Origin of the sequence: Oscillochloris sp. ZM17-4 (assembly GCF_019599295.1) — a bacterium.
Lineage (GTDB): Bacteria > Chloroflexota > Chloroflexia > Chloroflexales > Chloroflexaceae > Oscillochloris.
This window is the reverse complement of sequence record NZ_JAIEWN010000004.1, coordinates 211416-231676: the sequence shown is the minus strand read 5'-3', so window position 1 is coordinate 231676 and position 20261 is coordinate 211416. Positions and strand designations below refer to the sequence as shown.

General features: G+C 68.7%; 20 protein-coding genes. 8 read left to right on the top strand and 12 right to left on the bottom strand.

Going from position 1 to position 20261, the window contains the following annotated elements; translation table 11 throughout:
* A partial coding sequence (locus K2Z83_RS05885; RefSeq protein ID WP_220594237.1) for a PolC-type DNA polymerase III occupies positions 1-601 on the bottom strand: 601 nt, incomplete at its 3' end.
* A gap of 421 nt (positions 602-1022) precedes the next feature.
* Between K2Z83_RS05885 and K2Z83_RS05880 the strand changes: the two genes are divergently transcribed.
* On the top strand, positions 1023-1469 hold the full coding sequence (locus K2Z83_RS05880; protein ID WP_220594236.1) for a PepSY domain-containing protein: 447 nt from the start codon (positions 1023-1025) through the stop codon (positions 1467-1469).
* Here K2Z83_RS05880 and K2Z83_RS05875 read toward each other — a convergent pair.
* The 11 genes from K2Z83_RS05875 to K2Z83_RS05825 all read right to left on the bottom strand — a co-directional run bounded on the left by K2Z83_RS05875 (position 1466) and on the right by K2Z83_RS05825 (position 13819).
* Entirely contained in the window at positions 1466-2194 is a 729-nt protein-coding gene (locus tag K2Z83_RS05875; protein WP_220594235.1) for a response regulator transcription factor, read from the bottom strand. The genes K2Z83_RS05880 and K2Z83_RS05875 overlap by 4 nt on opposite strands.
* A gap of 59 nt (positions 2195-2253) precedes the next feature.
* Positions 2254-3090, bottom strand: coding sequence for a phosphate ABC transporter ATP-binding protein PstB (pstB, locus tag K2Z83_RS05870; protein ID WP_220594234.1), 837 nt, complete (start codon positions 3088-3090; stop codon positions 2254-2256).
* A 65-nt stretch (positions 3091-3155) separates the two neighbouring features.
* Complete coding sequence (gene pstB / locus K2Z83_RS05865) at positions 3156-3947, bottom strand: phosphate ABC transporter ATP-binding protein PstB (RefSeq protein ID WP_255603373.1); 792 nt, start codon at positions 3945-3947, stop codon at positions 3156-3158.
* Positions 3948-3951: 4 nt separating this feature from the next.
* A complete protein-coding gene (gene pstA / locus K2Z83_RS05860; RefSeq protein ID WP_220594233.1) occupies positions 3952-4923 on the bottom strand; it encodes a phosphate ABC transporter permease PstA in 972 nt (323 codons plus the stop codon).
* Complete coding sequence (pstC, locus tag K2Z83_RS05855; RefSeq protein ID WP_220594232.1) at positions 4923-5846, bottom strand: phosphate ABC transporter permease subunit PstC; 924 nt, start codon at positions 5844-5846, stop codon at positions 4923-4925. The genes pstA and pstC overlap by 1 nt, the downstream gene beginning before the upstream one ends.
* A gap of 90 nt (positions 5847-5936) precedes the next feature.
* Positions 5937-6941, bottom strand: a complete 1005-nt coding sequence (locus tag K2Z83_RS05850) for a PstS family phosphate ABC transporter substrate-binding protein (RefSeq protein ID WP_220594231.1) — start codon at positions 6939-6941, stop codon at positions 5937-5939.
* A gap of 880 nt (positions 6942-7821) precedes the next feature.
* Complete coding sequence (locus tag K2Z83_RS05845) at positions 7822-9048, bottom strand: phosphatidylserine/phosphatidylglycerophosphate/cardiolipin synthase family protein (RefSeq protein ID WP_220594230.1); 1227 nt, start codon at positions 9046-9048, stop codon at positions 7822-7824.
* Positions 9049-9136: 88 nt separating this feature from the next.
* Entirely contained in the window at positions 9137-9784 is a 648-nt protein-coding gene (locus K2Z83_RS05840) for an alpha/beta hydrolase (RefSeq protein WP_220594229.1), read from the bottom strand.
* Positions 9785-9937: 153 nt separating this feature from the next.
* Complete coding sequence (locus K2Z83_RS05835; protein WP_220594228.1) at positions 9938-10531, bottom strand: LysM peptidoglycan-binding domain-containing protein; 594 nt, start codon at positions 10529-10531, stop codon at positions 9938-9940.
* Positions 10532-10623: 92 nt separating this feature from the next.
* Positions 10624-13158, bottom strand: coding sequence for an endonuclease MutS2 (locus K2Z83_RS05830; protein WP_220594227.1), 2535 nt, complete (start codon positions 13156-13158; stop codon positions 10624-10626).
* A gap of 109 nt (positions 13159-13267) precedes the next feature.
* A complete protein-coding gene (locus K2Z83_RS05825) occupies positions 13268-13819 on the bottom strand; it encodes a CvpA family protein (RefSeq protein ID WP_220594226.1) in 552 nt (183 codons plus the stop codon).
* A 393-nt stretch (positions 13820-14212) separates the two neighbouring features.
* On the opposite strand from K2Z83_RS05825, the gene K2Z83_RS05820 reads away from it, so the two are divergent.
* The 7 genes from K2Z83_RS05820 to K2Z83_RS05790 all read left to right on the top strand — a co-directional run.
* Positions 14213-14581 carry a hypothetical protein gene (locus tag K2Z83_RS05820; protein WP_220594225.1) on the top strand — a complete coding sequence of 123 codons (369 nt, stop codon included), beginning with the start codon at positions 14213-14215 and terminating at the stop codon, positions 14579-14581.
* Between the two features lie 90 nt (positions 14582-14671).
* Entirely contained in the window at positions 14672-15658 is a 987-nt protein-coding gene (locus tag K2Z83_RS05815) for an NAD(P)H-dependent glycerol-3-phosphate dehydrogenase (protein ID WP_220594224.1), read from the top strand.
* Positions 15655-16869: an MFS transporter gene (locus K2Z83_RS05810; protein ID WP_220594223.1), complete on the top strand. Its 1215-nt coding sequence runs from the start codon at positions 15655-15657 to the stop codon at positions 16867-16869. Before K2Z83_RS05815 ends, K2Z83_RS05810 begins: the two co-directional genes overlap by 4 nt.
* Positions 16870-16908: 39 nt before the next feature.
* Positions 16909-17361 (top strand): VOC family protein, encoded by a 453-nt coding sequence (locus K2Z83_RS05805; RefSeq protein WP_220594222.1) that lies wholly within the window; start codon positions 16909-16911, stop codon positions 17359-17361.
* 65 nt (positions 17362-17426) lie between these two features.
* Positions 17427-18398, top strand: coding sequence for an aldo/keto reductase (locus K2Z83_RS05800; RefSeq protein ID WP_220594221.1), 972 nt, complete (start codon positions 17427-17429; stop codon positions 18396-18398).
* Between the two features lie 205 nt (positions 18399-18603).
* Entirely contained in the window at positions 18604-19923 is a 1320-nt protein-coding gene (locus K2Z83_RS05795) for a sensor histidine kinase (RefSeq protein ID WP_220594220.1), read from the top strand.
* Between the two features lie 6 nt (positions 19924-19929).
* Positions 19930-20261 (top strand): response regulator transcription factor (locus K2Z83_RS05790; protein ID WP_220594219.1); only part of this gene is annotated, 332 nt, incomplete at its 3' end.

Below are 20261 nucleotides of genomic sequence, written 5' to 3'. Positions count from 1 at the left end.
CGTTCTTGGCGCGGTCGCGCAGCGCCGCATCAAACAGGTCGCGCATGGGGAAGGCGACCTTGGCGGTGAGCCGGGTGATCTCGGTGAGCTCGCGCAGGTCGAGCCGGTCGATCAGGCCGAGCAGGTGCGTGAAGACCTGGGCGGTGACCTCGGAGTCGTTGAGCGCGCGGTGGTCGGCCGGGTGCGAGATACCCAGGCGCTCGGCGATCGCGCCGAGCTTATAGACCGAGATCTGGGGCATCAGCAGGGTAGCCAGCTCGAAGGTGTCGTAGACCGGCTGGCTGAAGGCCATACCCTGGGCGCGGAGCATGCCGAGGTCGAAGCTGATCGAGTGGCCGACGAGCGGGTAGCTCTTGATGAAGCGGGCGACATCGGCGCCGATCTGGTTAAACGGCGGGGCGGAGGCCACATCCTCGGGGGTGATCCCGGTGAGGCGAGTGATCTTGAGGGGCAGCGGCTGGCGCGGAGAGACGAGCTGGCTGTAGCGCTCGAGGATCTCGCCGGCGCGAAACTTGACCGCCGCAAACTCGATGATCTCATCCACGCCGGCCTGCAGCCCGGTGGTCTCAACATCGAGGGCGACATAGATACGCTCATTCATATGGTGGTGGGGGGGGCGTCTGGATCGCGAAGGACGCGAACGGGTGCGGATGACACGAACGCGAGTAGCGCGAGTAGCGCGAATAATGCTTCGTATTATACCCTGTCGCCGGAGGAATCACACAGGCGTGCGACCCATGATTCAGGGCATGAGCAACGCCCTGAGCGCCCCCCGGCTGGCGACTGAAGTCGCGCCGGCGGGGCGCGTTGCGCCGGGCGTCGGCGCAGGCCGACGCCGGATCGCCCACGAAGGTGGGCGGTCGGCCGCAGGCCCCCGCGGCGCGGCTTCAGCCGCCAGCGATGTTGCACATGCCCTGCCCATGATTCAGGGCGACAGAGGCCTCCGCCTTAATGCATTTCCAAGGTGACACCGCTATGCTGTGCGTGGAATACTACAGCACAGCAGATGAAGGGGTTTTCGTATGAACAAGCGCACAACGCGCATGCTCGCCGCCGTCGGCGCAGCCATCATCCTCGTACTCGTGGGCGTGGTCATCGCCAACCGACCGAAGAGCGCCGACGTCGCGCCGCAGCCCGCAATGACGGCCGCCCCGCAGCCGGCCATCGCCACCGTCAGCCAGCAGGGCAGCTACCCCATCTCGCCCGAGCAGGCCAGCGGGGTCGCCCTCGCGGGCGCTCCCGGCGCGACGATCACCGGCGCGCCGATGCTGGTGAGCTACCAGGGGGCCACCGTCTATGAGGTGACGCTGGACACGGGGATGATCTATGTGGACGCCACAAGCGGGCAGATCATCGCCAACACGGCGACAAACGCCACAACCGCCCTGACGACGGGCGGTCAGGGCGGCACCGGGGGCGATGGCGATGGTGATGGAGAGGGGGACGACGACCACGACGACAACGACTAGTCGGCGAAGCGGTAGCCGACGCCGCGCACGGTGGTGATCAGGACGGGGCTGGCCGGGTCGTCCTCGATCTTGGTGCGCAGCCAGCGGACATGCACATCGACGGTGCGGATCGCGTCGGGCTGGCTCTGCCCCCACACGCCGCGCAGGAGCATCTCGCGGGTGAGCGTGCAGCCCCGGTAGCGCACCAGGGTGGAGAGCAGGTCGAACTCCTTCTGGGCCAGGCTGATCTCGCGGCTGCCGCGGAACACGCGGCGCGACTCGGGGTAGATGCGGATGTCGCCGGCCACCAGGATGGCGTCGAGGGGCGGGGCCGGGGCGGTGGGAGCCTCGGCCCGCCGGCGGCGCAGCCGGGCGCGGACGCGGGCGAGCAGCTCGGTGAGCCGCACCGGCTTGAGCACATAGTCGTCGGCGCCCAGCTCCAGGCCGGCGATGCCGTCGGAGCCGTCGGGGCGCTCGGCCAGCAGCAGGATCGACACATCGCTCTCGGCGCGCAGGATCTGCGCGCAGGCCATCCCGGTGATATCGGGCAGGCGCATATCGAGCAGCACCATGTCGATCGGCTCGCTGCGCGCCAGCTCCAGGGCCTGCTGGCCGCCGTGGGCGACCAGCACCACGAAGCCCTCGCTGCGCAGGTGGTAGGCCATCACATCAGACATCTGCACATCGCCCTCGACGATCAGCAGGTGGGGCGCGGGGGCGGCTTGTCGCTGTGGGGGAGTGATCATACGCTCGACGTCTGCCGTAAGGGCACAGCAGCGCAGCGCTGCTGCGCCCCAACAAGCCTCTACCCAAACCGGCCTGAGATATAGGCGAGGGTGCGGTCGTCCTTGGGGTTGGTGAAGATCTGCTGGGTCGGCCCGACCTCCACCACAAAGCCGGCGCGGGTCTCGGGGTTCATCGAGAGAAAGACCGTCTGGTCAGACACGCGGCCGGCCTGCTGGAGGTTGTGGGTCACGATCACGATCGTGTAGCGCTCCTCAAGCTCGCCCATCAGCTCCTCGATCTTGAGCGTGGCGATCGGGTCGAGGGCGGCGCACGGCTCGTCCATGAGCAGCACCTCGGGCTCGACGGCGATGGCGCGGGCGATGCAGAGCCGCTGCTGCTGGCCGCCCGAGAGGGCCAGGCCAGACTGCTGGAGCTTATCCTTCACCTCGTCCCAGATCGCGGCCCCGCGCAGAGCCTGCTCGACCTGCTCGGCGATGACGCCCTTCTTGGCGCCCTGCGACTTCAGGCGCAGCCCGTAGGCCACGTTGTCGAAGATCGACATCGGGAAGGGGTTGGGCCGCTGGAAGATCATGCCCACCCGCTTGCGCAGATCGATCAGGTCGCTAAAGCCGTTGATGTCTGCGCCCTCCAGCAGCAGCTGGCCATCGCTCGACACGCCGGGCGTCTCATCGTGCATACGGTTCATGGCCCGCAGCAGGGTGGACTTGCCGGCGCCGGAGGGGCCGATCAGTGCGGTGATCTGGTGGCGCGGCGCGAGCATGGTGATCTGCTCCAGCGCCCGGAAGTCGCCGTAGTAGAAGTTGAAGTCGCGGGCCTCGATCGCCGCCGGCGCGTCGGCGCGCGCGCTGCTCTCTCGCACCGCGAGTGTCCTATGGCCGGATGTCTGCTCGCTCATGGGGTGCCCTCTACTCTCCGTAAGGGCGCAGCAGGCGCTCTGCGCCTGCTGCGCCCTTACGTATATCATCCAAACCGCCCGCTGACATAGGCCTCGGTCTGCGGGTGCTGGGGGTTGGTGAAGATATCGTCGGTCGCGCCGACCTCGATCACGTGGCCGGCCCGGTCGGCCTCGTCCATATTCATCATCACGGTGACATCGCTGGCGCGGGCGGCCTGCTGCATGTTGTGGGTGACGATCACCACCGTGTAGCTGCGCTTCAGCTCGGCGATCAGCTCCTCGACCTTGAGCGTCGAGATCGGGTCGAGGGCCGAGCAGGGCTCGTCCATCAGCAGCACGTCGGGGCGGGTGGCGATGGCGCGGGCGATGCAGAGCCGCTGCTGCTGGCCGCCCGAGAGCTCGGTGGCCGGCCGGCGCAGCTTGTCCTTCACCTCGCCCCAGAGCGCCGAGGCCCGCAAGGCCGTCTCGACCATCATCTCCAGGTCGGCGCGCTTCGGCGGGGCGTAGAGGGTCAGCCCAAAGGCCACATTGTCGAAGATCGACATCGGGAAGGGGTTGGGCCGCTGGAAGACCATGCCCACCCGCCGGCGCAGGTCGACGACATCGGTCGTCGGGGCGTAGACATCCTGATCGCCCAGGCTGATCGTGCCCTCGACGCGAAATCCATTCACCCGGTCATTGATCCGGTTGAGCGAGCGGAGCATGGTGCTCTTGCCGCAGCCCGATGAGCCGATGATCGCGGTGACGGCGTGCGGGCGGAAGTGCAGATTAATATCTTTGACCGCCCGGAAGCCGCCGTAGAAGAGGCTGGTATCCTTCACGGTCATCGTGGTGGCGCTAGGGGTGCTGGCGTCCATGGGCTTATCCCTTCTTGCTGCCGCCGGCGCGCGGGGCGCCGCTGGCGCCGCGCAGGCGCTGGGTCAGGCGGTTGGTGAAGTAGGCCATGCCCACATTAATGATCAGCACGATCAGCAGCAGCACGGCGGCCGAGCCATCGGCCACCAGCTGCGCATCCTGCAGGCCGGGCACGCCGACAATCTTCAGCACCCAGATATGCACCGCCAGGGTCTCGCCCGTCTGGAGCGGGTTGAGGCTATACTGCGCGTTCGGGGAGATCGTGGTGCCGGTGGTCAGGATGAGCGGGGCGGTCTCGCCGATGATCCGGCCGCCGGTCAGCACCAGGGCGGTGATGATACCGGGGAGGGCGCTGGGCAGCACCGCCTTGCGGATCGTCTCCCAGCGCGAGCCGCCCAGGGCCAGGCTGGCCTCGCGATAGGCGGTCGGCACAGCGCGGATGGCGTCCTCGGCGATACGGACCATGAGCGGCAGGTTGAGCAGGGCCAGGGTGAGCGAGCCGCTCAGCACGCTGAAGCCCAGGTTCATGATCGTCAGGAAGACGATCGCCCCGAAGACGCCGAAGACCACCGAGGGCACGGAGGCCAGGGCCTCGGTGCTGAAGCGGATGGCGTTGGTGATCGGGCCGGGGCGGGCGTACTCCGAGAGGTAGATCGCCGCGCCGACGCCGATCGGGGTGACGATAGCCAGCGACAGCACCAGGATATACATCGTGACCCAGATCTGCGGGCCGATGCCGCCGCCGGGGTCGGTGATCGAGCTAGCGGTGGTGAGGAAGGTCCAGCTGATCGCGGGCAGGCCGGCGCGCAGGATGATGAAGATCACCCCCGAGAGCACGATAACCAGGAAGAGCGCGGCCAGCGACATGACCCCGGTCATCGCCCGGTCGATCAGGGTGGCCCGGCGGCGGGCGGCCATGATCCGGCGCTCCCATGCCACATCCTTGGTGGCCAAGATCTCACGAGTATCGCTATTCATCAGTCGCCCCCCTTCACAGCGGCAGTCTGGGCGGCGGGCGACGGGCGCCTGCGGGTGGTCGGGCGGGCTTTGCCTCTGGAGCCGGCGGCGCGCACGGCGGCGATCAGGCTGAAGGTGATCACCAGCAGCAGGAAGGCGACCATAATCAGGGCGGCGCGGTGCTCGGGGCTGGTGGCCTCGGGCAGCTGGGTGACGATCGCCGCCGGCATGGTTGTGGCGCCGGTGAGCAGGCTCTTTGGCATGCGCGAGGTGATATTGCCGATCACCATCTGCACCGCGATCGTCTCGCCGACAGCGCGGCCGGTGCCCAGCACCACGGCGGTGATCAGGCCGGGGCGGGCGGCGGGCAGCAGCACGCGCCAGATCATCTGCCAGCGGGTGGCCCCGACCGCCAGGGCCCCCTCGCGCAGCGACTCGGGCAGCGCCCGCAGGGCGTCCTCGGCGATGCTGACGATCGTCGGCTGGGTCATGAACACCAGCACGATCGAGGCGGCCAGGATACCCTTGCCCAGCCCGCCGCCGAAGCTCTCGCGCACCCAGGGCACCACCAGGGTGAGCCCGAGCAGCCCGTAGATCACCGAGGGCAGGGCGGCGAACAGCTCCACCACTGTGCGCATCACGCGGCGGACCGGCTCGGGGGCGATCTCAACCATAAAGATCGACACGCCCAGGGCCAGCGGCCCGCTGATCAGCAGGGCCAGTCCGACAGTGAGCAGCGAGCCGGCCAGCAGCGGCAGCACGCCGAAGTTCTCATCGTTCTGATTCCAGCTGCCGCTCAGAAAGAACTCAGCCGGGTTCATGTAGCCAAACACCGCCAGACCACGGCTGCCGGTGAACAGCAGCAGGGCGGCGGTGCTGAGCGCGACGATCGCCGCAGCGGTGAAGAAGATCGACTGGGCGACAATACCCTGACGAAGACGCATAGTACCTCAGCATGGTTGGTTGCGCCCGCCAGCGTTCCTGGCGGGCGCAACCAGCCATAGGATCAGGTCGGGGGCGAGCGCCCCCGCCACCTACTTCGCCGGCACGAAGCCGAGCTTGTCGAACGCGTCACTGCCCTGGAACTCAGCGCTGGTGACGTAGTCGAGGAAGGCCTTGGCGAGCGGCGCGGGCGCGCCCTTGGTGATCGCATAGCCGGGGCCGCCGATCGGCCACTTGCCGGCCTGGATGTCGGCCTTGGTCGGGGCCACGCCGTCGATGCTGAAGGCCAGCAGGTCGGGGTCGCTCAGGTAGGCGAAGCCCAGGTACGAGATCGCGCCCGGGGTCTGGGCCACGGTGGTCTTGACCGTCTCGTTGTTGTCCTCCTCGGACGCGCCCTCGGCGAACTGCGCGTCGTCGCCGCCGAAGAGGAACTTGGCCATGTTCGAGCGGGTGCCCGAGCCCTTGGCGCGGTTCACCAGGATGATGTCGGTGTCGTCGCCGCCGACATCCTTCCAGTTGGTGACGGTGCCGTTGAAGATACCGACCAGCTGGTCCTTGGTCAGGCTGGTCACGCTGCCGGGGCCTTCCTTGTTGGCCACGGGGGCGAAGGCCTGGATGGCGACCGGGGTCATCTCGGCGTCAGCGCAGCTCAGCTTGGTCTTCTCGTCATCCGAGATCGGCACATCGCTATTGCCGATGTCGATCTTGCCCTCGCAGACCTGGGTGCGCCCGGCGCCCGAGCCGCCCGCCGTCACCGTGATCTGCGCGCCGGGGTGCATGGTCTGGAACTGGTTGGCCGCCTCCTGGATGAGCGGCAGCAGGGCCGAGGAGCCGGCGATCGTCAGCTGGCCGCTCATCTCATCGGCCATCGCGGCCTCGGTCGGGGCCTCGGTGGCCGCCATCGCCTCGGTCGGGGCCTCGGTGGCCGCCATCGCCTCGGTCGGGGCCGCCGTCGGCGCAGGTGCATCTGTGGCCGCAGCGGCGGGAGCCGTCGTCGGCGCGGTCGCGGTGCCGCCACCACAGGCGGCGAGGGCCGGGATCAGCAGGATCAGCAGGGCGAACACGGTCCACGGTCGGTATGTCCATCGTCGGCTCAAGACACTCCTCCTCAGTCTCAGGCCGGCAGGCGCCGGCCCCGAGCAGTAGAAACCGCCACGCGTAACCTTTTTACGCGGTGGCCGTTTCTAGTCTAGGCAGGGGCGTTTAACGCAAGATCAACGTCAAGTGAACGTCAGGTTAACGAAGCGCAGTTGCTTAATATATGCTTAACACTGAATAAGACGGGCATAATATAGCAATTCTGCGCCTGCTGCAACTACGTTCCGGCCCAGCCCCTAATCTGCCGCACCAGCTACGAGGCCGCCCGCCCAAGCTCGTTTTTGTTGATTTTAAGCAAGATCTTTTTGCTAAAACGCAACAAAGAGCCACGCAGGGCGTCTCTCTGTGCCCAAAATACACCAAAAGACCCACGCCGCCCAGGACCAAAGGCCTACTCAACCTATATTCAAAAACAAAAGCGCACATCACTCACGCGTTCAAGAGAAAATCTAAAAGAAAAACAAGAATATCACAGCCCATTCTTAATGAAATTCCAAGGCCGACCATCTACACTGCTACTCAGGGGGCACGCATGTAATGAAAGGGAACGAATTCCATGAGTAGCCGCACTTCCCGCGCATTCTTTAGCACACTGCTCGCAATTATTCTCGTGTTTGTGGCCGACGGCATCATCATCCTCTACGCAAACCTGCCCAGCATGACCCTGCAGGAGAGCTACCCGATATCATTCCAGAACGCGACCGCGATCGCCCAGGACCACGCGCCCCAGGCGACGGTGCTCGCCCCGCCGACGCTGATCAAGGTGTACCCAGCGCTTATTCGCGCTAACAAAATTCGTAGAATGTCAGGTCGTGGAGCATGTTCACCATTCAGCCCTCAGCCCTCAGCCCTCAGCCCTCAGCCCTCAGCCCTCAGCCGTCACAAAAGCGGCCAGAGCGGCGCGAGCACCATCTCCGATGCGCGAGCCACCCAGGAGCGCCGGGCCCACTCCTCGGGCCGGATCTCGTGGGCGTTGGTCAGGTCGCAGATGAAGATCTCCTCCATCGAGCGGGCCACATCGGGGCTGAAGATCTCCATGTTGATCTCGTAGTTGCCGACCAGGCTGAGCCGGTCGATGTTCGCCGTGCCGACCATCGACCAGACCGCGTCGATCGTGGCCGACTTGGCGTGGATCATGGCGCCCTGGTAGGCGAAGACCCGCACGCCGCTGCGCAGACAGAGGTCGAAGGAGTGGCGGGCCAGCCAGTCGGCGAGCACGTGGTTGCTCTGCCAGGGCACCAGCACGCGCACATCGACCCCGCGGCGGGCCGCGCGCATGATCGCCTGGAGGATGGCCTCGTCGGGGATGAAGTAGGCCTGGGTCATGAAGATATGCCGCTGGGCCTGCTCGATCGCCTCGATATAGATCGAGCGGATGGGAAAGATCAGGCGCACCGGGTCGTTGCGGTAGGCCCGCAGCTCCGAGGCCCAGGCCCGGGCGGGCAGCGGGATCTTCGGGTGGTGCGGGTAGCGGTTAGCGTTCCAGAAGTCCACAAAGGCGTAGACGAGGTCGTCCACCTCGGGGCCATCCAGGCGCAGGTGGGTGTCGCGCCAGCGGGTGCGGTAGAGCTCGCCGATGTTGTAGCCGCCCACAAAGCCGACGCGGCCATCGACCACCAGGATCTTGCGGTGGTCGCGCCCGTAGCGGCGGAAGTCGATGGCGTGCCAGGGGCGGCGCCAGGCCCGGTAGGGCAGGACGTGGATCGCGGGCGGGAACTGGAAGAAGGCGCGCGGCACCACCATGTTGGCGAAGGTGTCGTAGATCAGGTAGATCTGCACGCCCTCGCGGGCCTTGGCGGTCAGCGCCCGCTTGAAGCGCTCGCCGAGCACGTCGCCCTTCCAGATGAAGGTCTCAAGGTAGATCGTCTCGCGGGCGCCCTCGATGGCGGAGAGCATCGCGTCGAAGAGCCCGCGGCCCTCGGTGTAGATCTGCACCTGGGTGCTGGCCACGGTGGCCGGCGGGGGGGTGAGGGAGGGGAAGCCCTCGGGCGGCACGCGGTGGCGGCGCAGCTTCGCCTCGATCATCAGCACGGCGGCGATGAGCATCTGGAGGGCGAAGATGCCGCCGATCCCGGCCAGGACGATCTGCCAGAGCTCAAGAGCCAACGGCGCCCTCCTCGATCCATTGCAGATTGCAGATTGTAGATTGCAGATTTGGCCCTGCAATCTACAATCTGCAATCTGCAATCTGCAATTACGTGGCCAGCCGCTCGGCGAGCCAGTCCCGCACGAGCATGAGCCCGTCCATGCTGATCGTGTGGCCGACCGGGTACTCCTGGTAGGTGTGGCGGCGGGCCAGGGGGGCGAGGGCATCGCGGGTGCGGCGGGCGGCGGCGATAGGGATCACCTCGTCCTCAGTGCCGTGGATCTGGAGGATGGGCAGATCGGCGATGGCGGCGGGCAGCGGGGCGTCCAGGCTGTCCGGGTCGAGGTAGCCGCTGAGCGGGATGACCCCGGCGAGGCGCGCGGGCTCGTGGGCGGCGAGGGCCAGGCTCATCACCGCGCCCTGGCTGAAGCCGAGCAGGTAGGTGTGCCACGGGTCGGTGCCGAGGCGGCCGGGCAGGTCGGCCACAAACTTGGCCAGCAGGTCGCGGGCGCGGGCGCGGGTCTCCGGGTCGGGCACCAGATTGCCGGGCGCGCCGCCGAGGTGGTACCAGGCGAAGCCGAAGCCCAGGTTGAGCACGCCGCGCGCGCTGACGATGTGCAGGCGCGGGTCGAGGTACTCGCCGAGGTCGAACAGGTCGCGCTCGTTGCTGCCGTAGCCGTGCAGCATGATCAGCAGGGGCGGCGGGCCGGCGGATGCGGCGCGGGGCCGGCGCTCGATCGTATGGATCGTCGTCATAGATTTAATACCATTGCAGATTGCAGATTGCAGATTGCAGATTGCCGGATACTGCGTTCCAATGCGCTATGTCTGTACTATTATATGCGGTATTGTTCAATAGGAATTGGTACAATCTACAATCTACAATCTACAATCTGCAATCTGCAATAGCTACGGGATCACCAGCTCCTGGCCGACGCGCAGGGCGTCGCCCTGGGCCGGGGTGAGGCCGTTGGCCTGGAGGATGGCCTCGACGCTGACGCCGAACTGCTCGGCGATGCTGCGCAGGCTGTCGCCGGGCTCGACGGTGTAGGTGCGGCCGCCGGCGGGCGGCTCGGGCGTGGCCGTCGGCGGCTCGGGCGTGGCAGTCGGCGGCTCGGGCGTGAGCGTCGGCGTGGCCGTCGGCGGGGGCGTCGGCGATGCGGTGGCGGTGGCCGAGGGCCGGGGCGTGAGCGTCGGCAGCACCGGCGGGCCGGCCGGCGTGGCCTCGGGGTCGCCCTGGACGGGGATGTCGGCGGGCAGGACGAAGACGGCGTCGGGGCGGGTGCCGGGCAGCAGCAGGCTCACATCGCCGACGCGGATCGCGCCCACGTCGCTGCGCGAGAGGATGAGCGCGCTGGCGATGGCCACGCCAAAGATGGCCGCCGCCGCAATCAGAATGCCCCGCGCGCCCAGCCGCTCGGCGAAGAGCCGCAGGGCCACGGCGCCGAGCACCGGCAGCAGCAGGGCGAGGGACAGCATCAGGTAGACGAGTAGCTCTGGCATAGCCGGGGCATTGTACCACGGGGCTGGGGGTTAGAGGTTGGGGGTTGGGGGTTGGGGGTTGGGGCGCAGCTCTACGCGGCATTGGTTGACCGCTAGCGGTCAACCAAGGTCGCCACCGTCACCCCGTCGCCGCCGTCGCGGCCGGCGGCCGAGGTGAAGGTGGTGATCAGGGGGTGGCCCTGGAGGACATCGCGCACCACCTGGCGCAGGGCGCCGGTGCCCTTGCCGTGGAGCAGGCGCACCTGGCGCAGCCCGGCCAGGTAGGCGTCGTTCAGGTAGCGGTCGAGCTTATCGCTGACCTCGCCGGCCCGCCAGCCGCGCATGTCGAAGGTCATCGCCACATCGGGGGCGGGCGGCAGGCTGACGCTGCGCGCGGCGGGCGCGTAGTCGCGCCGCCCCGTGTCGGGGCCGGCCTTCTCGCGCCTGAGCTCGCGCAGGTCGACCGTCATCCGGAAGCCGCCGACCTGCACGGCGGCGGTGCCGTCCTGCGCGTCGACCGAGACGATCTCGCCCTTCAGTCCGACCGAGCGCACCATCACGGTGTCGCCGGGCTGGAGGGGGCGGGGGGCGTCGGGGGCGGGGGCGGCGGGCGCGCTCGGGCGGGCCTTGAGCTGTCTGCTGGCAACATCCTTGGCCTTGGCGCCGGCCTCGGCGAAGCGCTGCTCGGCCTCCTCAAGCCACTGGCGCGAGAGCGAGACGCTGCGGAACTCCTCGCGCAGGCGCTTGAGCTGGCCGCGCACCTCGCGCAGCTCGTCGTCGAGCTCCTGGCGGGCGGCCTCGGCCTCGGCCTCGCGGCGGTCCTCGAACTCGCGCAGCTCGGCGGCCAGGCGGTCGCGGTACTTCTCGGCGTCGGCGCGCAGCTCCTCGGCGCGGCGGATGGCGGCCTCGGCGGCCTCGCGCTCCTTATGGATGCCGGCCAGCAGATCCTCGATCTGGGCGTCCTCGCGGGCGATCGAGCCGCGGGCGCGCTCGACCAGGTCGCGGCTCAGGCCGAGGCGGGTGGCGATCGCCAGGGCGTTCGAGCGGCCCGGCAGGCCGATGCTCAGGCGGTAGGTGGGCGCCAGGGTCTCCACATCGAACTCGACCGAGGCGTTCTGCACGCCGGGCGTGTTGTAGGCGAAGGCCTTCAGCTCGGCGTAGTGGGTGGTCGCCACGCCGAACACCTCCAGATTGAGCAGGCGCTCGATGATCGCGCGGGCCAGGGCCGCGCCCTCCACCGGGTCCGTCCCCGCGCCGAGCTCATCGAAGAGCACCAGGCCGAGGGGCGGCGCGTCGCTCAGCAGGTCGTAGCGGTCGGCCGCCCAGACCTCCTCGGGGATGGGCTCCTCCTCCAGCGCCCTCAGCACGCGGATGATGTTGCTCATGTGCGAGGAGAAGGTGCTCAGGCTCTGCTCGATGCTCTGCTCATCGCCGATGTCGGCGAAGATATGGCCGAAGACCGGCAGGCGCGAGGGGGCGCTGGCCGGGATCTGCAGGCCGGCCTGGGCCATCAGCGCGAGCAGGCCGGTCGTCTTCAGGGCCACCGTCTTGCCGCCGGTGTTGGGGCCGGTGATCAGCAGCAGGCGAAACTCGCCGCCGAGCCAGATCGTCGTCGGCACCACGGCTGTCTGGTCGAGCAGGGGGTGGCGGGCCTCAGTGAGATGAAGAGGAGGCAGGTGGCTGGTGGCAGGCGGCAGGGAATCTGCACCCTGCCGCCCGTCCTCTGCCTCCTGCCCCCAGCCTCCCGCATCCAGATCAACGATCTCCGGCATCACGCAGCGCAGGGCGAGGGCGTAGCGGGCGCAGGCGAGGGCCAGGTCGATGGCGGCTAAGGTCTCCACGGCGGCGACGATCTGCGCCGAGGCGGCGCCCACCCGGTCGGAGAGGGCGGCCAGGATGCGCTGGACCTCCTCCTCCTCGGCGGACTGCATCTCGCGCCAGCGGTTGTTCAGCTCGACGACGGCCATCGGCTCGATGTAGAGGGTGGCCCCGCTGCTGGACTGGTCGTGGACGAGGCCGCGCACATCCTTGCGGTGGCTGGCCTTGACCGGGACGACATAGCGCCCGTTGCGCACGGTGATGATCGGCTCCTGGAGCGCGCCGGAGTAGGACGAGGAGGAGACCATATTCTGGAGCTTCTCCTGGAGCCGGCTGAAGGCGATGCGGATCTCGCGGCGCAGGCGGCCGAGCTCAGCGCTGGCGCTGTCCATCACCGCGCCGTCGTCGCCGATGGTGCGCAGGATCTCGTCCTCGATCTGGGGCAGGGCCGGCAGGAAGCCGGCCTGCTCGATCAGGCGCGGGAACAGCGCGGGCTCCAGCTTGAGCAGGCGTGCGCGCAGCGTGCGCGAGGAGGCCAGGGTGCCGGCGACCTCGATAAAGGTCTGGCCATCGAGCACCCCGCCGCGGGCGGCGTGGCGGGCGGCCCGGCGCACATCGCGGGCGCCGCCGACCGTCACATCGGCGTACTCATCGAGCAGGGCGCGGGCCTCGCCGGTGAGCGCCTGGCGCTGGCGCACCTCGACGACGTCGGTGGAGGGCAGCAGCGCGAGGGCCAGATCGCGCGAGGCCGAGAAGGCCGTGTGGCGGGCCAGCCGCTCACGGATCTTCGGGAACTCAAGGGTGTGAAGGGTCTGATCGGCAATCGCCATATGGTTAGCGTCAATACAGAAAAAAAATAAAGAGGGGGCGGCGCCAGGCGCTCGCCCCCCCAAACCATAGCACGGCCCGCGCCGAGTCGTATCCATCGGCAGGCCGAGATCACTGGGCCAGGAAGATCAGCCGGGCGCCCTCGGGGAGCACCGGGTCGAGGATCCCGTACGTCAACGTCAGCAGGTCGCCGGCGAAGTAGCGCAGCAGGAAGGAGTTGGCGACGGCGTTGCCCAGGGAGCGCATGAACGGGAAGTCGATCGTGCTGCCGCCGCGGACGATCATGAGGTTGAAGAGCACCGCGGCGAAGGTGCCGAGGAAGAAGACCCCCAGGAGCATGCCGAGTAGCACGCCGCCGATATGGTCGAGGTACACGAGGCCGCCGGGCAGGCGCGCGTAGCGGAAGGTGTAGAGCCCGGCGGCCGCCAGCACGATGAAGCCGAAGAAGAGCACAAGGACGAAGCCGACGTACTGGCCGACGAATCGCTGTGTCTTGAAGGTGCGCACAAGAAACTCGCCGAGCGCCGTGTAGTAGAGGCTCGCCAGCACCATGCTCAGGTAGAGGGCCAAGATCAGCACCGACAGCCGGATCATACCCTGGAAGAAGCCGACGGCCAGGCTGGCGATAAAGAGCAGAATAAACAGAATATCGATGAAGTTCACACACGCCTCCGAGCGACAAAGCGGCCCCGATCACGATCATCGTGTGCGGATTATAGCACAGGGGGATCGTCTCACCCCGATATCAGCCTAAAGATAGTTGACTCTTGGTAAAGACGCGCTAGGATCGGCTCTGTGCAGTCAGGGGCTTGACCCAGGACTTATTCGCGCTAACAATTTCTTGTTGTTTTGGCCAACATGGCCAGCTTCGCTGGCCATGTTGGCCAAAACAACATCGGTTTGAGGGCGGCAGCCCCAGACCCCGCTGTTGGGGTGATGTTGGCGGCTTCGCCGCCAACATCACCCCAACAGCGGCGCAAGCTCCTCGTTCGCTTCGCTGCTATACTCATAGCACCAAACATCCTACCCGGCAACTTAGCCCCGGAGACAACGCCGATGAGTGCTACCACATCCTACCAGTCAGCAAACCTGGACCTCCAAAGCGCCGTGGCGAGCCTTGAGCAGCGCGTGACCGACCTGTCGCTCGCGGTCGATCGTCAGAACCTGCAGCTCGGACATATCATCGACCTGCTCGGCGGCGTCCGCAACAGCACCGACTGGAGCGCCGTCCAGATGGGCGAGCTGCTGCGCGTCCTGTTCACCAGCATCCAGCAGATCCGCGACACGCAGATCGGCAGCCTCCTGGCGGAGGGGCCGATCACCCTGTCCGAGCTGCAGCAGCTCCAGGCCGTCAGCCACGAGCAGGCCCAGGCGCTTGTCGCCACGAGGCGCGCCCGCGCAGCGGACTCGTGTACGCTCACCTGAGGCCGCGGCCCCGCAGCGCATATCCTTGCAGCACCTATAATAGGGTGCCCCCAGCTTGGGCGCCGTGCATGTGAGGGAAAGGGCGATGCGATGCAGGTCGGGATCATCGGGCTTGGCAATCTGGGGACGGCGCTCGCCCAGCTTATCACCGCCAATGGCCACGCGGTGCTGGGCTGGGAATATAACCCGCAGGTCGTCGCCGAGATTAACGCGGGCCACACCAACGCCCGCTACCTCCCCGACATCGCGCTATCGCCGGGGCTGACGGCGACCGGCCAGCTCGACGAGGTGCTCGCCCAGTGCGCGACGGTCTTCGTCACGCTGCCGTCGGCGTTCATCCGCAGCGCCCTGGAGCCCCACGCCCACCTGCTGCGCCCGGGCGCCACGGTGATCAACCTGGCCAAGGGCATCGACCGGGCGACCGGGCAGACCGCCTACCAGACCGTCTGCGCGCTCTTCCCGGGCAACCCATGCCTCATGCTCGCGGGCCCGGCCATCGCCGGCGAGTTCGCGCGCGGCATGCCAACCCTGGTGATGCTGGCCGGCGGGAGCTCCGCGATCATGCTGCCCGTGGCCGGGCTGCTCGACAACGACCACTTTCGGGTGCGCTTCTCGCAGGACGCCCTCGGCGTGGAGCTGGGCGGCATCCTGAAGAACATCTACGCGATCGGCCTCGGCTTCTTCGACGGCAAGCAGGTGAGCAGCGCCAACTTCCGGGCCGCCTACCTGACGATGGCCCTGGAGGAGATGGCCCGCCTCGGCGTGGGCATGGGCGCCCGGCAGGAGACCTTCTTCTACCTGGCCGGCATGGGCGACCTGCTGGCCACGGCGCTGAGCGCCCGCAGCCACAACCGCGGCTTCGGCGAGCAGATCGCGGCGGGCAAGCAGGTCGCCGAGATCGAGGCCGAGTCCGGGGTGCTGCCGGAGGGCTACCAGACGTTGCGCGTCGTGCTGCTGCTGGCGGAGAAGATCCACGTCCCGGCGCCGCTGGCCCTCGGCATCTGGCACGTGCTCACCGGCCACGCGACCGCCGAGAGCTTCATCGACGCGTTCGTGCGCGACTTCATCAGCCTATGACGCCGTTTCGATCGCCCGCCTTCCGCTACCTCTGGGGTTCGAGCGTGGCCTTCGCCGGGGCCCAGGGCATGGAGCGCGTGCTCACCTCATGGCTGGCGCTGGAGCTGGGGGCCGGCCCGCTCATGATCGGGGTGATGTTCGCGATCCGCATGCTGCCGTCGCTGCTGTTCGGGCTGGCGGCGGGGACGGTGGCGGACCGAGGGCACCGCCCGCGCCAGCTCCAGGCCGTCGGCGCGGGCGCGCTGATCCTGATGGCGGCCTTCGGGCTCCTGATCGGCGGCGGCGGCGGGCAGCTCTGGCAGGTGATGCTGTTTGGCTTCATCGCGGGCTGCGTGCAGGTCTTCGATACGCCGGCGCGCCAGGCGCTGGTGGTGGACACGGCCCCCGAGGGCGCGGCCATGCGGGCGCTGGCGCTCAACGCCCTGGCCGGGCGGATCGCTACGGCGCTGGGCGCGCTCGTGGCCGGGGCGCTGATCGCGCAGATCGGCGTCCCCCTCAGCTACCTCGCCGTCGCGGCGAGCTACGGGCTGGTCGCGCTGTTCGTCGCGGCGATCCGCGTGCCCCGCGCCGCGCACAGCGCGGCCGACCGGCCGCCCTTCCGCGAGGCCATGTGGGGCTCCGCCCGGCTGATCATCGACAGCTCGCACATGCGCGTGCTGGTGATCGCGGGGCTGATCTGCGAGGTGTTCGCCTTCTCGCACATGAGCGCGATCCCGCTCTTCGCGCAGGATGTGCTCGCGGCCGGGCCGGAGGGCCTCGGCACCCTGAGCGCCTCCCTGACCGCAGGCGGGGCGGTCGCCGTCGCCCTGCTCTCCCTGCTGCCGGAGCGGGTGGGCCGCCAGCCGCTGCTCGGGGCGACCTTCCTGGTCTACGGCGTGTCGATCATCGCGCTCGCCGGGACGCGCAGCCTGGCGACGGCGTCGGCGGCGCTGGTGATCACGGGCTGCTGCGCGGCGGCCTTCGACGTGCTCCAGCAGACGCTCATCCAGATGGCGGTGCCGGCCGAGCAGCGCGGGCGCGCGGTCGGGGTGTGGGTGCTCAGCCTGGGCTCGGCGCCCCTGGGCCACCTGGAGATGGGCGCCCTGATGGCGGCGGGCGGGGTCCCGCTGGCCCTGACGCTCAACGGGGCGGTGACGGTGGCCGCCGCCGTCGTGCTGCTGATCGTCGCGCCGAGGTACCGCTGGGCGCGGCGGCAGGCCCCGGCGGGGTAGCCGCGCGGCGCCCCCTATCCTATGAAGAGGAGATAGACCATGACAGAGCCATCGCTCGGCACTACCACCGTCACGCAGGTCGGCATTATTGTCAGAGACATCGAGGCCAAGGCCCGGGCCTGGTCGGAGATCCTGGGCCTGCCGATGCCGCAGATCATCATCACGGACGCGGCCGAGGTCGCCAAGACCGAGTACCAGGGCGGGCCGACGCCCGCGCGGGCCAAGCTGGCCTTCTTCCACATGGGCCAGGTCGACATCGAGCTGATCGAGCCGATCGATGGGCCGAGCACCTGGCGGGAGCAGCTCGACCAGCACGGCGAGAGCCTGCACCACATCGCCTTCAAGATCCAGGGGATGGCCGAGAAGGTGGCCTACCTGGCCGACAAGGGCCTGCCGCTGGCCCAGCGCGGCGAGTACACCGGCGGGCGCTACGCCTACGTCGACGGGAGCCGTCAGCTGGGGGCCATCCTGGAGCTGCTGGAGAACGATTAGGATCAGGGGGCTAGGATTGTACGGGCGCAGCAGCGCGGCGCAGCTGCGCCCCAACAGGAGATACGATGGAGTACACACATCTCGGCCGCAGCGGGCTACAGGTCAGCCGGCTCTGCCTGGGCACGATGAACTTCGGCCCGCAGACGGGCGAGGCCGACAGCTTCGCGATCATGGACCGCGCGCTGGAGCTGGGGGTCAACTTCTTCGACACCGCCAACCGCTACGGCGGGCGGCTCGGCCCCGGCGTCACCGAGGAGATCATCGGGCGCTGGATGGCGCAGGGCGGCGGGCGCCGCGAGCAGATCGTGCTGGCGACGAAGGTCTACGGGGCGATGGGCGATGGCCGCAACGACCGCGGGCTCTCGGCCTACCACATCCGCAGGGCCTGCGACGAGAGCCTGCGCCGCATGCAGACTGACCACATCGACCTCTACCAGATGCACCACATCGAGCGCAGCACGCCCTGGGAGGAGATCTGGCAGGCGATGGAGGTGCTGGTGCGGCAGGGCAAGGTGCTCTATGTGGGCAGCAGCAACTTCGCCGGCTGGGACATCGCCACGGCCCAGGGCGCGGCGGCTCCCCGCCACTTCATGGGCCTGGTCGCGGAGCAGAGCCTCTACAACCTGGGCGCCCGCATGGTCGAGCTTGAGGTGATCCCGGCCTGCCGCCACTACGGGCTGGGGCTCATCCCCTGGAGCCCGCTGGGCGGCGGGCTGCTCGGCGGCGCGCTCCAGAAGGCCACCGAGGGCCGGCGGGCCGACCCGGGCCGCCAGCAGGAGATCGAGCGGCGGCGCCCGCAGCTGGAGGCCTACGAGGCGCTCTGCCAGGAGCTCGGCGAGACGCCGGCCGATGTGGCCCTGGCCTGGCTCCTGCACAACCCCGTCGTCACCGCGCCGATCATCGGGCCGCGCACGATCGAGCAGCTCACCGGCAGCCTGCGCGCCGTCGAGATCCAGCTGCCGTCCGACACGCTGGCCCGGCTCGACGCGATCTGGCCGGGGCCGGGCGGCGAGGCGCCGAAGGCCTACGCCTGGTGATGCCGCGTAAGCCCCCGCCCCCCGGAATTTCTTGTTGCTTTGGCCAGAATGGCCAGCTTCGCTGGCCATTCTGGCCAAAGCAACACCGGTTTTAGGGCGGCAGCCCTAAGGTGCAGCCCCAGGGCTTTGCAGAAGCCCTGCCATCACTCGGATGGGTGAAGGAGCCGCGCGGGGTGCCGTGCTACAATGGCGGCGAGGCAGCACTATGCAAAAGATATCGCGCCACAGCATCCAAGAGGAGACCACCCGGCGCAGCCGGCTGGTGATCCAGACCCTGATCATCCTGCTGATCCCGCTCGGCCTCTCCACCGTGGGGCCGATGGCCTTTGGCCTGCGTCCGCCACAGCCTGGGGCGGGCACCACCCCGACCCTGCTCGGCATCCCGCAGCCCATGATCATCGCCGCGATCTTCGTCAGCGCCCTGATCATCCTGGTGCGCCTGGGCCAGCCGAGCATCTCGGCCATCCTGTTGATTGGGGCATGGACCCTGCTGACCACCCTGGTCGCCCTGCGCTTCGGCGTCACCTCGATGTTCCCTGCCCTGATGCTCATGCCGATCTGCGCCGCCGGCCTGCTGATCGACTGGGTCGCCAGCCTGAGCCTGGCCGGGGTCTCCACACTGCTGGTGGCCGGCTCGGCATGGATCAGCCAGGGCAGCACGTCGAGCTCTCTCCCCACCACCCTACAGATCGCCGGCATGGAGCCGATCATCTCGGCGCTCTTCTGGATCTCGCTCTACTGGACGGTCGCGGCCATGACCTCGCTGCTGGCCGGGGATCTCCAGCGGGCCCTGCGCCAGAGCCGGGCCCAGGCCGAGGAGCTGCGCCTGCTGAGCGAGCAGCTGGAGAGCCGGGTGTCCGCGCAGACGGAGCAGATCCTTGGCCAGGAGCGCGAGACGGCCACCCTGGCCGAGCGATCCCGCCTGGCCCGCGAGATCCACGACGGGATCGCCCAGGGGCTGACCGGGATCGTGGTGCAGCTCGGCGCGGCGCGGCGGGCCGCCGAGTCGGGTACCGTGGCCGCCGGGGATCACCTGGACCTCGCCGAGCGCATGGCCCGCGAGGCGCTGGCCGAGGCCCGCCGCTCGGTCTGGAACATGCGCGCCTCGGCCCTGGAGCGTGGCGACCTGGGCGACGCCCTGCGCGGGCTGGTCGAGCGCCAGGGCCAGCTCGGGCTGGGCGGGTCGTTCGCCCTGGACGGCGAGCCGCGCCCACTGCCGCCCGATGTCGAGTCGGCGCTGCTGCGGGTGGCCCAGGAGTCTCTGGCGAATGTGATCAAGCACGCCGGCGCGGGGCGTGTGGCGGTCGATCTGGCCTTCTGCCCGGGGCGCGTCCGCCTGACGGTGCGCGACGACGGGCGCGGCTTCAGCGACGATGTCCTGGGGGGGGCGGGCCAGATCGGCCCCTGGGGCGGCTTCGGCCTGTCGGGCATGCGCGAGCGGCTGGCCGCCCTCGGCGGCTCCCTGGAGCTGCGCAACCAGGGCGGCGCCGTGGTGATGGCCTGGGCGCCGACGCCGGAAAGCTGAGATTGAATGGCGGCTGCAATGATCCAGGTGATGGTCGTCGACGACCACCCGGTGGTGCGCCACGGCCTCGTGGCCATGCTGCGCTACGAGTCGGATATCGAGGTGGTGGGGGACGCCGCCGATGGCGCGGAGGCCCTGCGGCTGATCGGCGAGCTGCAGCCCGACGTGGTGCTGCTCGACCTGCGCATGCCCCAGCTGAGCGGCGTCGAGGTGATGCAGCAGGCCCGCGCCAGGGGCTACGCGGCGCGCTTTCTGGTGCTCACCACCTACGACACCGACGAGTATATCGCCCCGGCCCTCTCGGCGGGCGCCCAGGGCTACCTGCTCAAGGACACGCC

Coding starts and splice junctions, on each gene's coding strand:
- K2Z83_RS05880 (WP_220594236.1), top strand. CDS start 1,023: ATGAACAAGCGCACAACGCGCATGCTCGCCGCCGTCGGCGCAGCCATC.
- K2Z83_RS05875 (WP_220594235.1), bottom strand. CDS start 2,194: ATGATCACTCCCCCACAGCGACAAGCCGCCCCCGCGCCCCACCTGCTG.
- pstB (WP_220594234.1), bottom strand. CDS start 3,090: ATGAGCGAGCAGACATCCGGCCATAGGACACTCGCGGTGCGAGAGAGC.
- pstB (WP_255603373.1), bottom strand. CDS start 3,947: ATGGACGCCAGCACCCCTAGCGCCACCACGATGACCGTGAAGGATACC.
- pstA (WP_220594233.1), bottom strand. CDS start 4,923: ATGAATAGCGATACTCGTGAGATCTTGGCCACCAAGGATGTGGCATGG.
- pstC (WP_220594232.1), bottom strand. CDS start 5,846: ATGCGTCTTCGTCAGGGTATTGTCGCCCAGTCGATCTTCTTCACCGCT.
- K2Z83_RS05840 (WP_220594229.1), bottom strand. CDS start 9,784: ATGACGACGATCCATACGATCGAGCGCCGGCCCCGCGCCGCATCCGCC.
- K2Z83_RS05835 (WP_220594228.1), bottom strand. CDS start 10,531: ATGCCAGAGCTACTCGTCTACCTGATGCTGTCCCTCGCCCTGCTGCTG.
- K2Z83_RS05830 (WP_220594227.1), bottom strand. CDS start 13,158: ATGGCGATTGCCGATCAGACCCTTCACACCCTTGAGTTCCCGAAGATC.
- K2Z83_RS05820 (WP_220594225.1), top strand. CDS start 14,213: ATGAGTGCTACCACATCCTACCAGTCAGCAAACCTGGACCTCCAAAGC.
- K2Z83_RS05815 (WP_220594224.1), top strand. CDS start 14,672: ATGCAGGTCGGGATCATCGGGCTTGGCAATCTGGGGACGGCGCTCGCC.
- K2Z83_RS05810 (WP_220594223.1), top strand. CDS start 15,655: ATGACGCCGTTTCGATCGCCCGCCTTCCGCTACCTCTGGGGTTCGAGC.
- K2Z83_RS05805 (WP_220594222.1), top strand. CDS start 16,909: ATGACAGAGCCATCGCTCGGCACTACCACCGTCACGCAGGTCGGCATT.
- K2Z83_RS05800 (WP_220594221.1), top strand. CDS start 17,427: ATGGAGTACACACATCTCGGCCGCAGCGGGCTACAGGTCAGCCGGCTC.
- K2Z83_RS05795 (WP_220594220.1), top strand. CDS start 18,604: ATGCAAAAGATATCGCGCCACAGCATCCAAGAGGAGACCACCCGGCGC.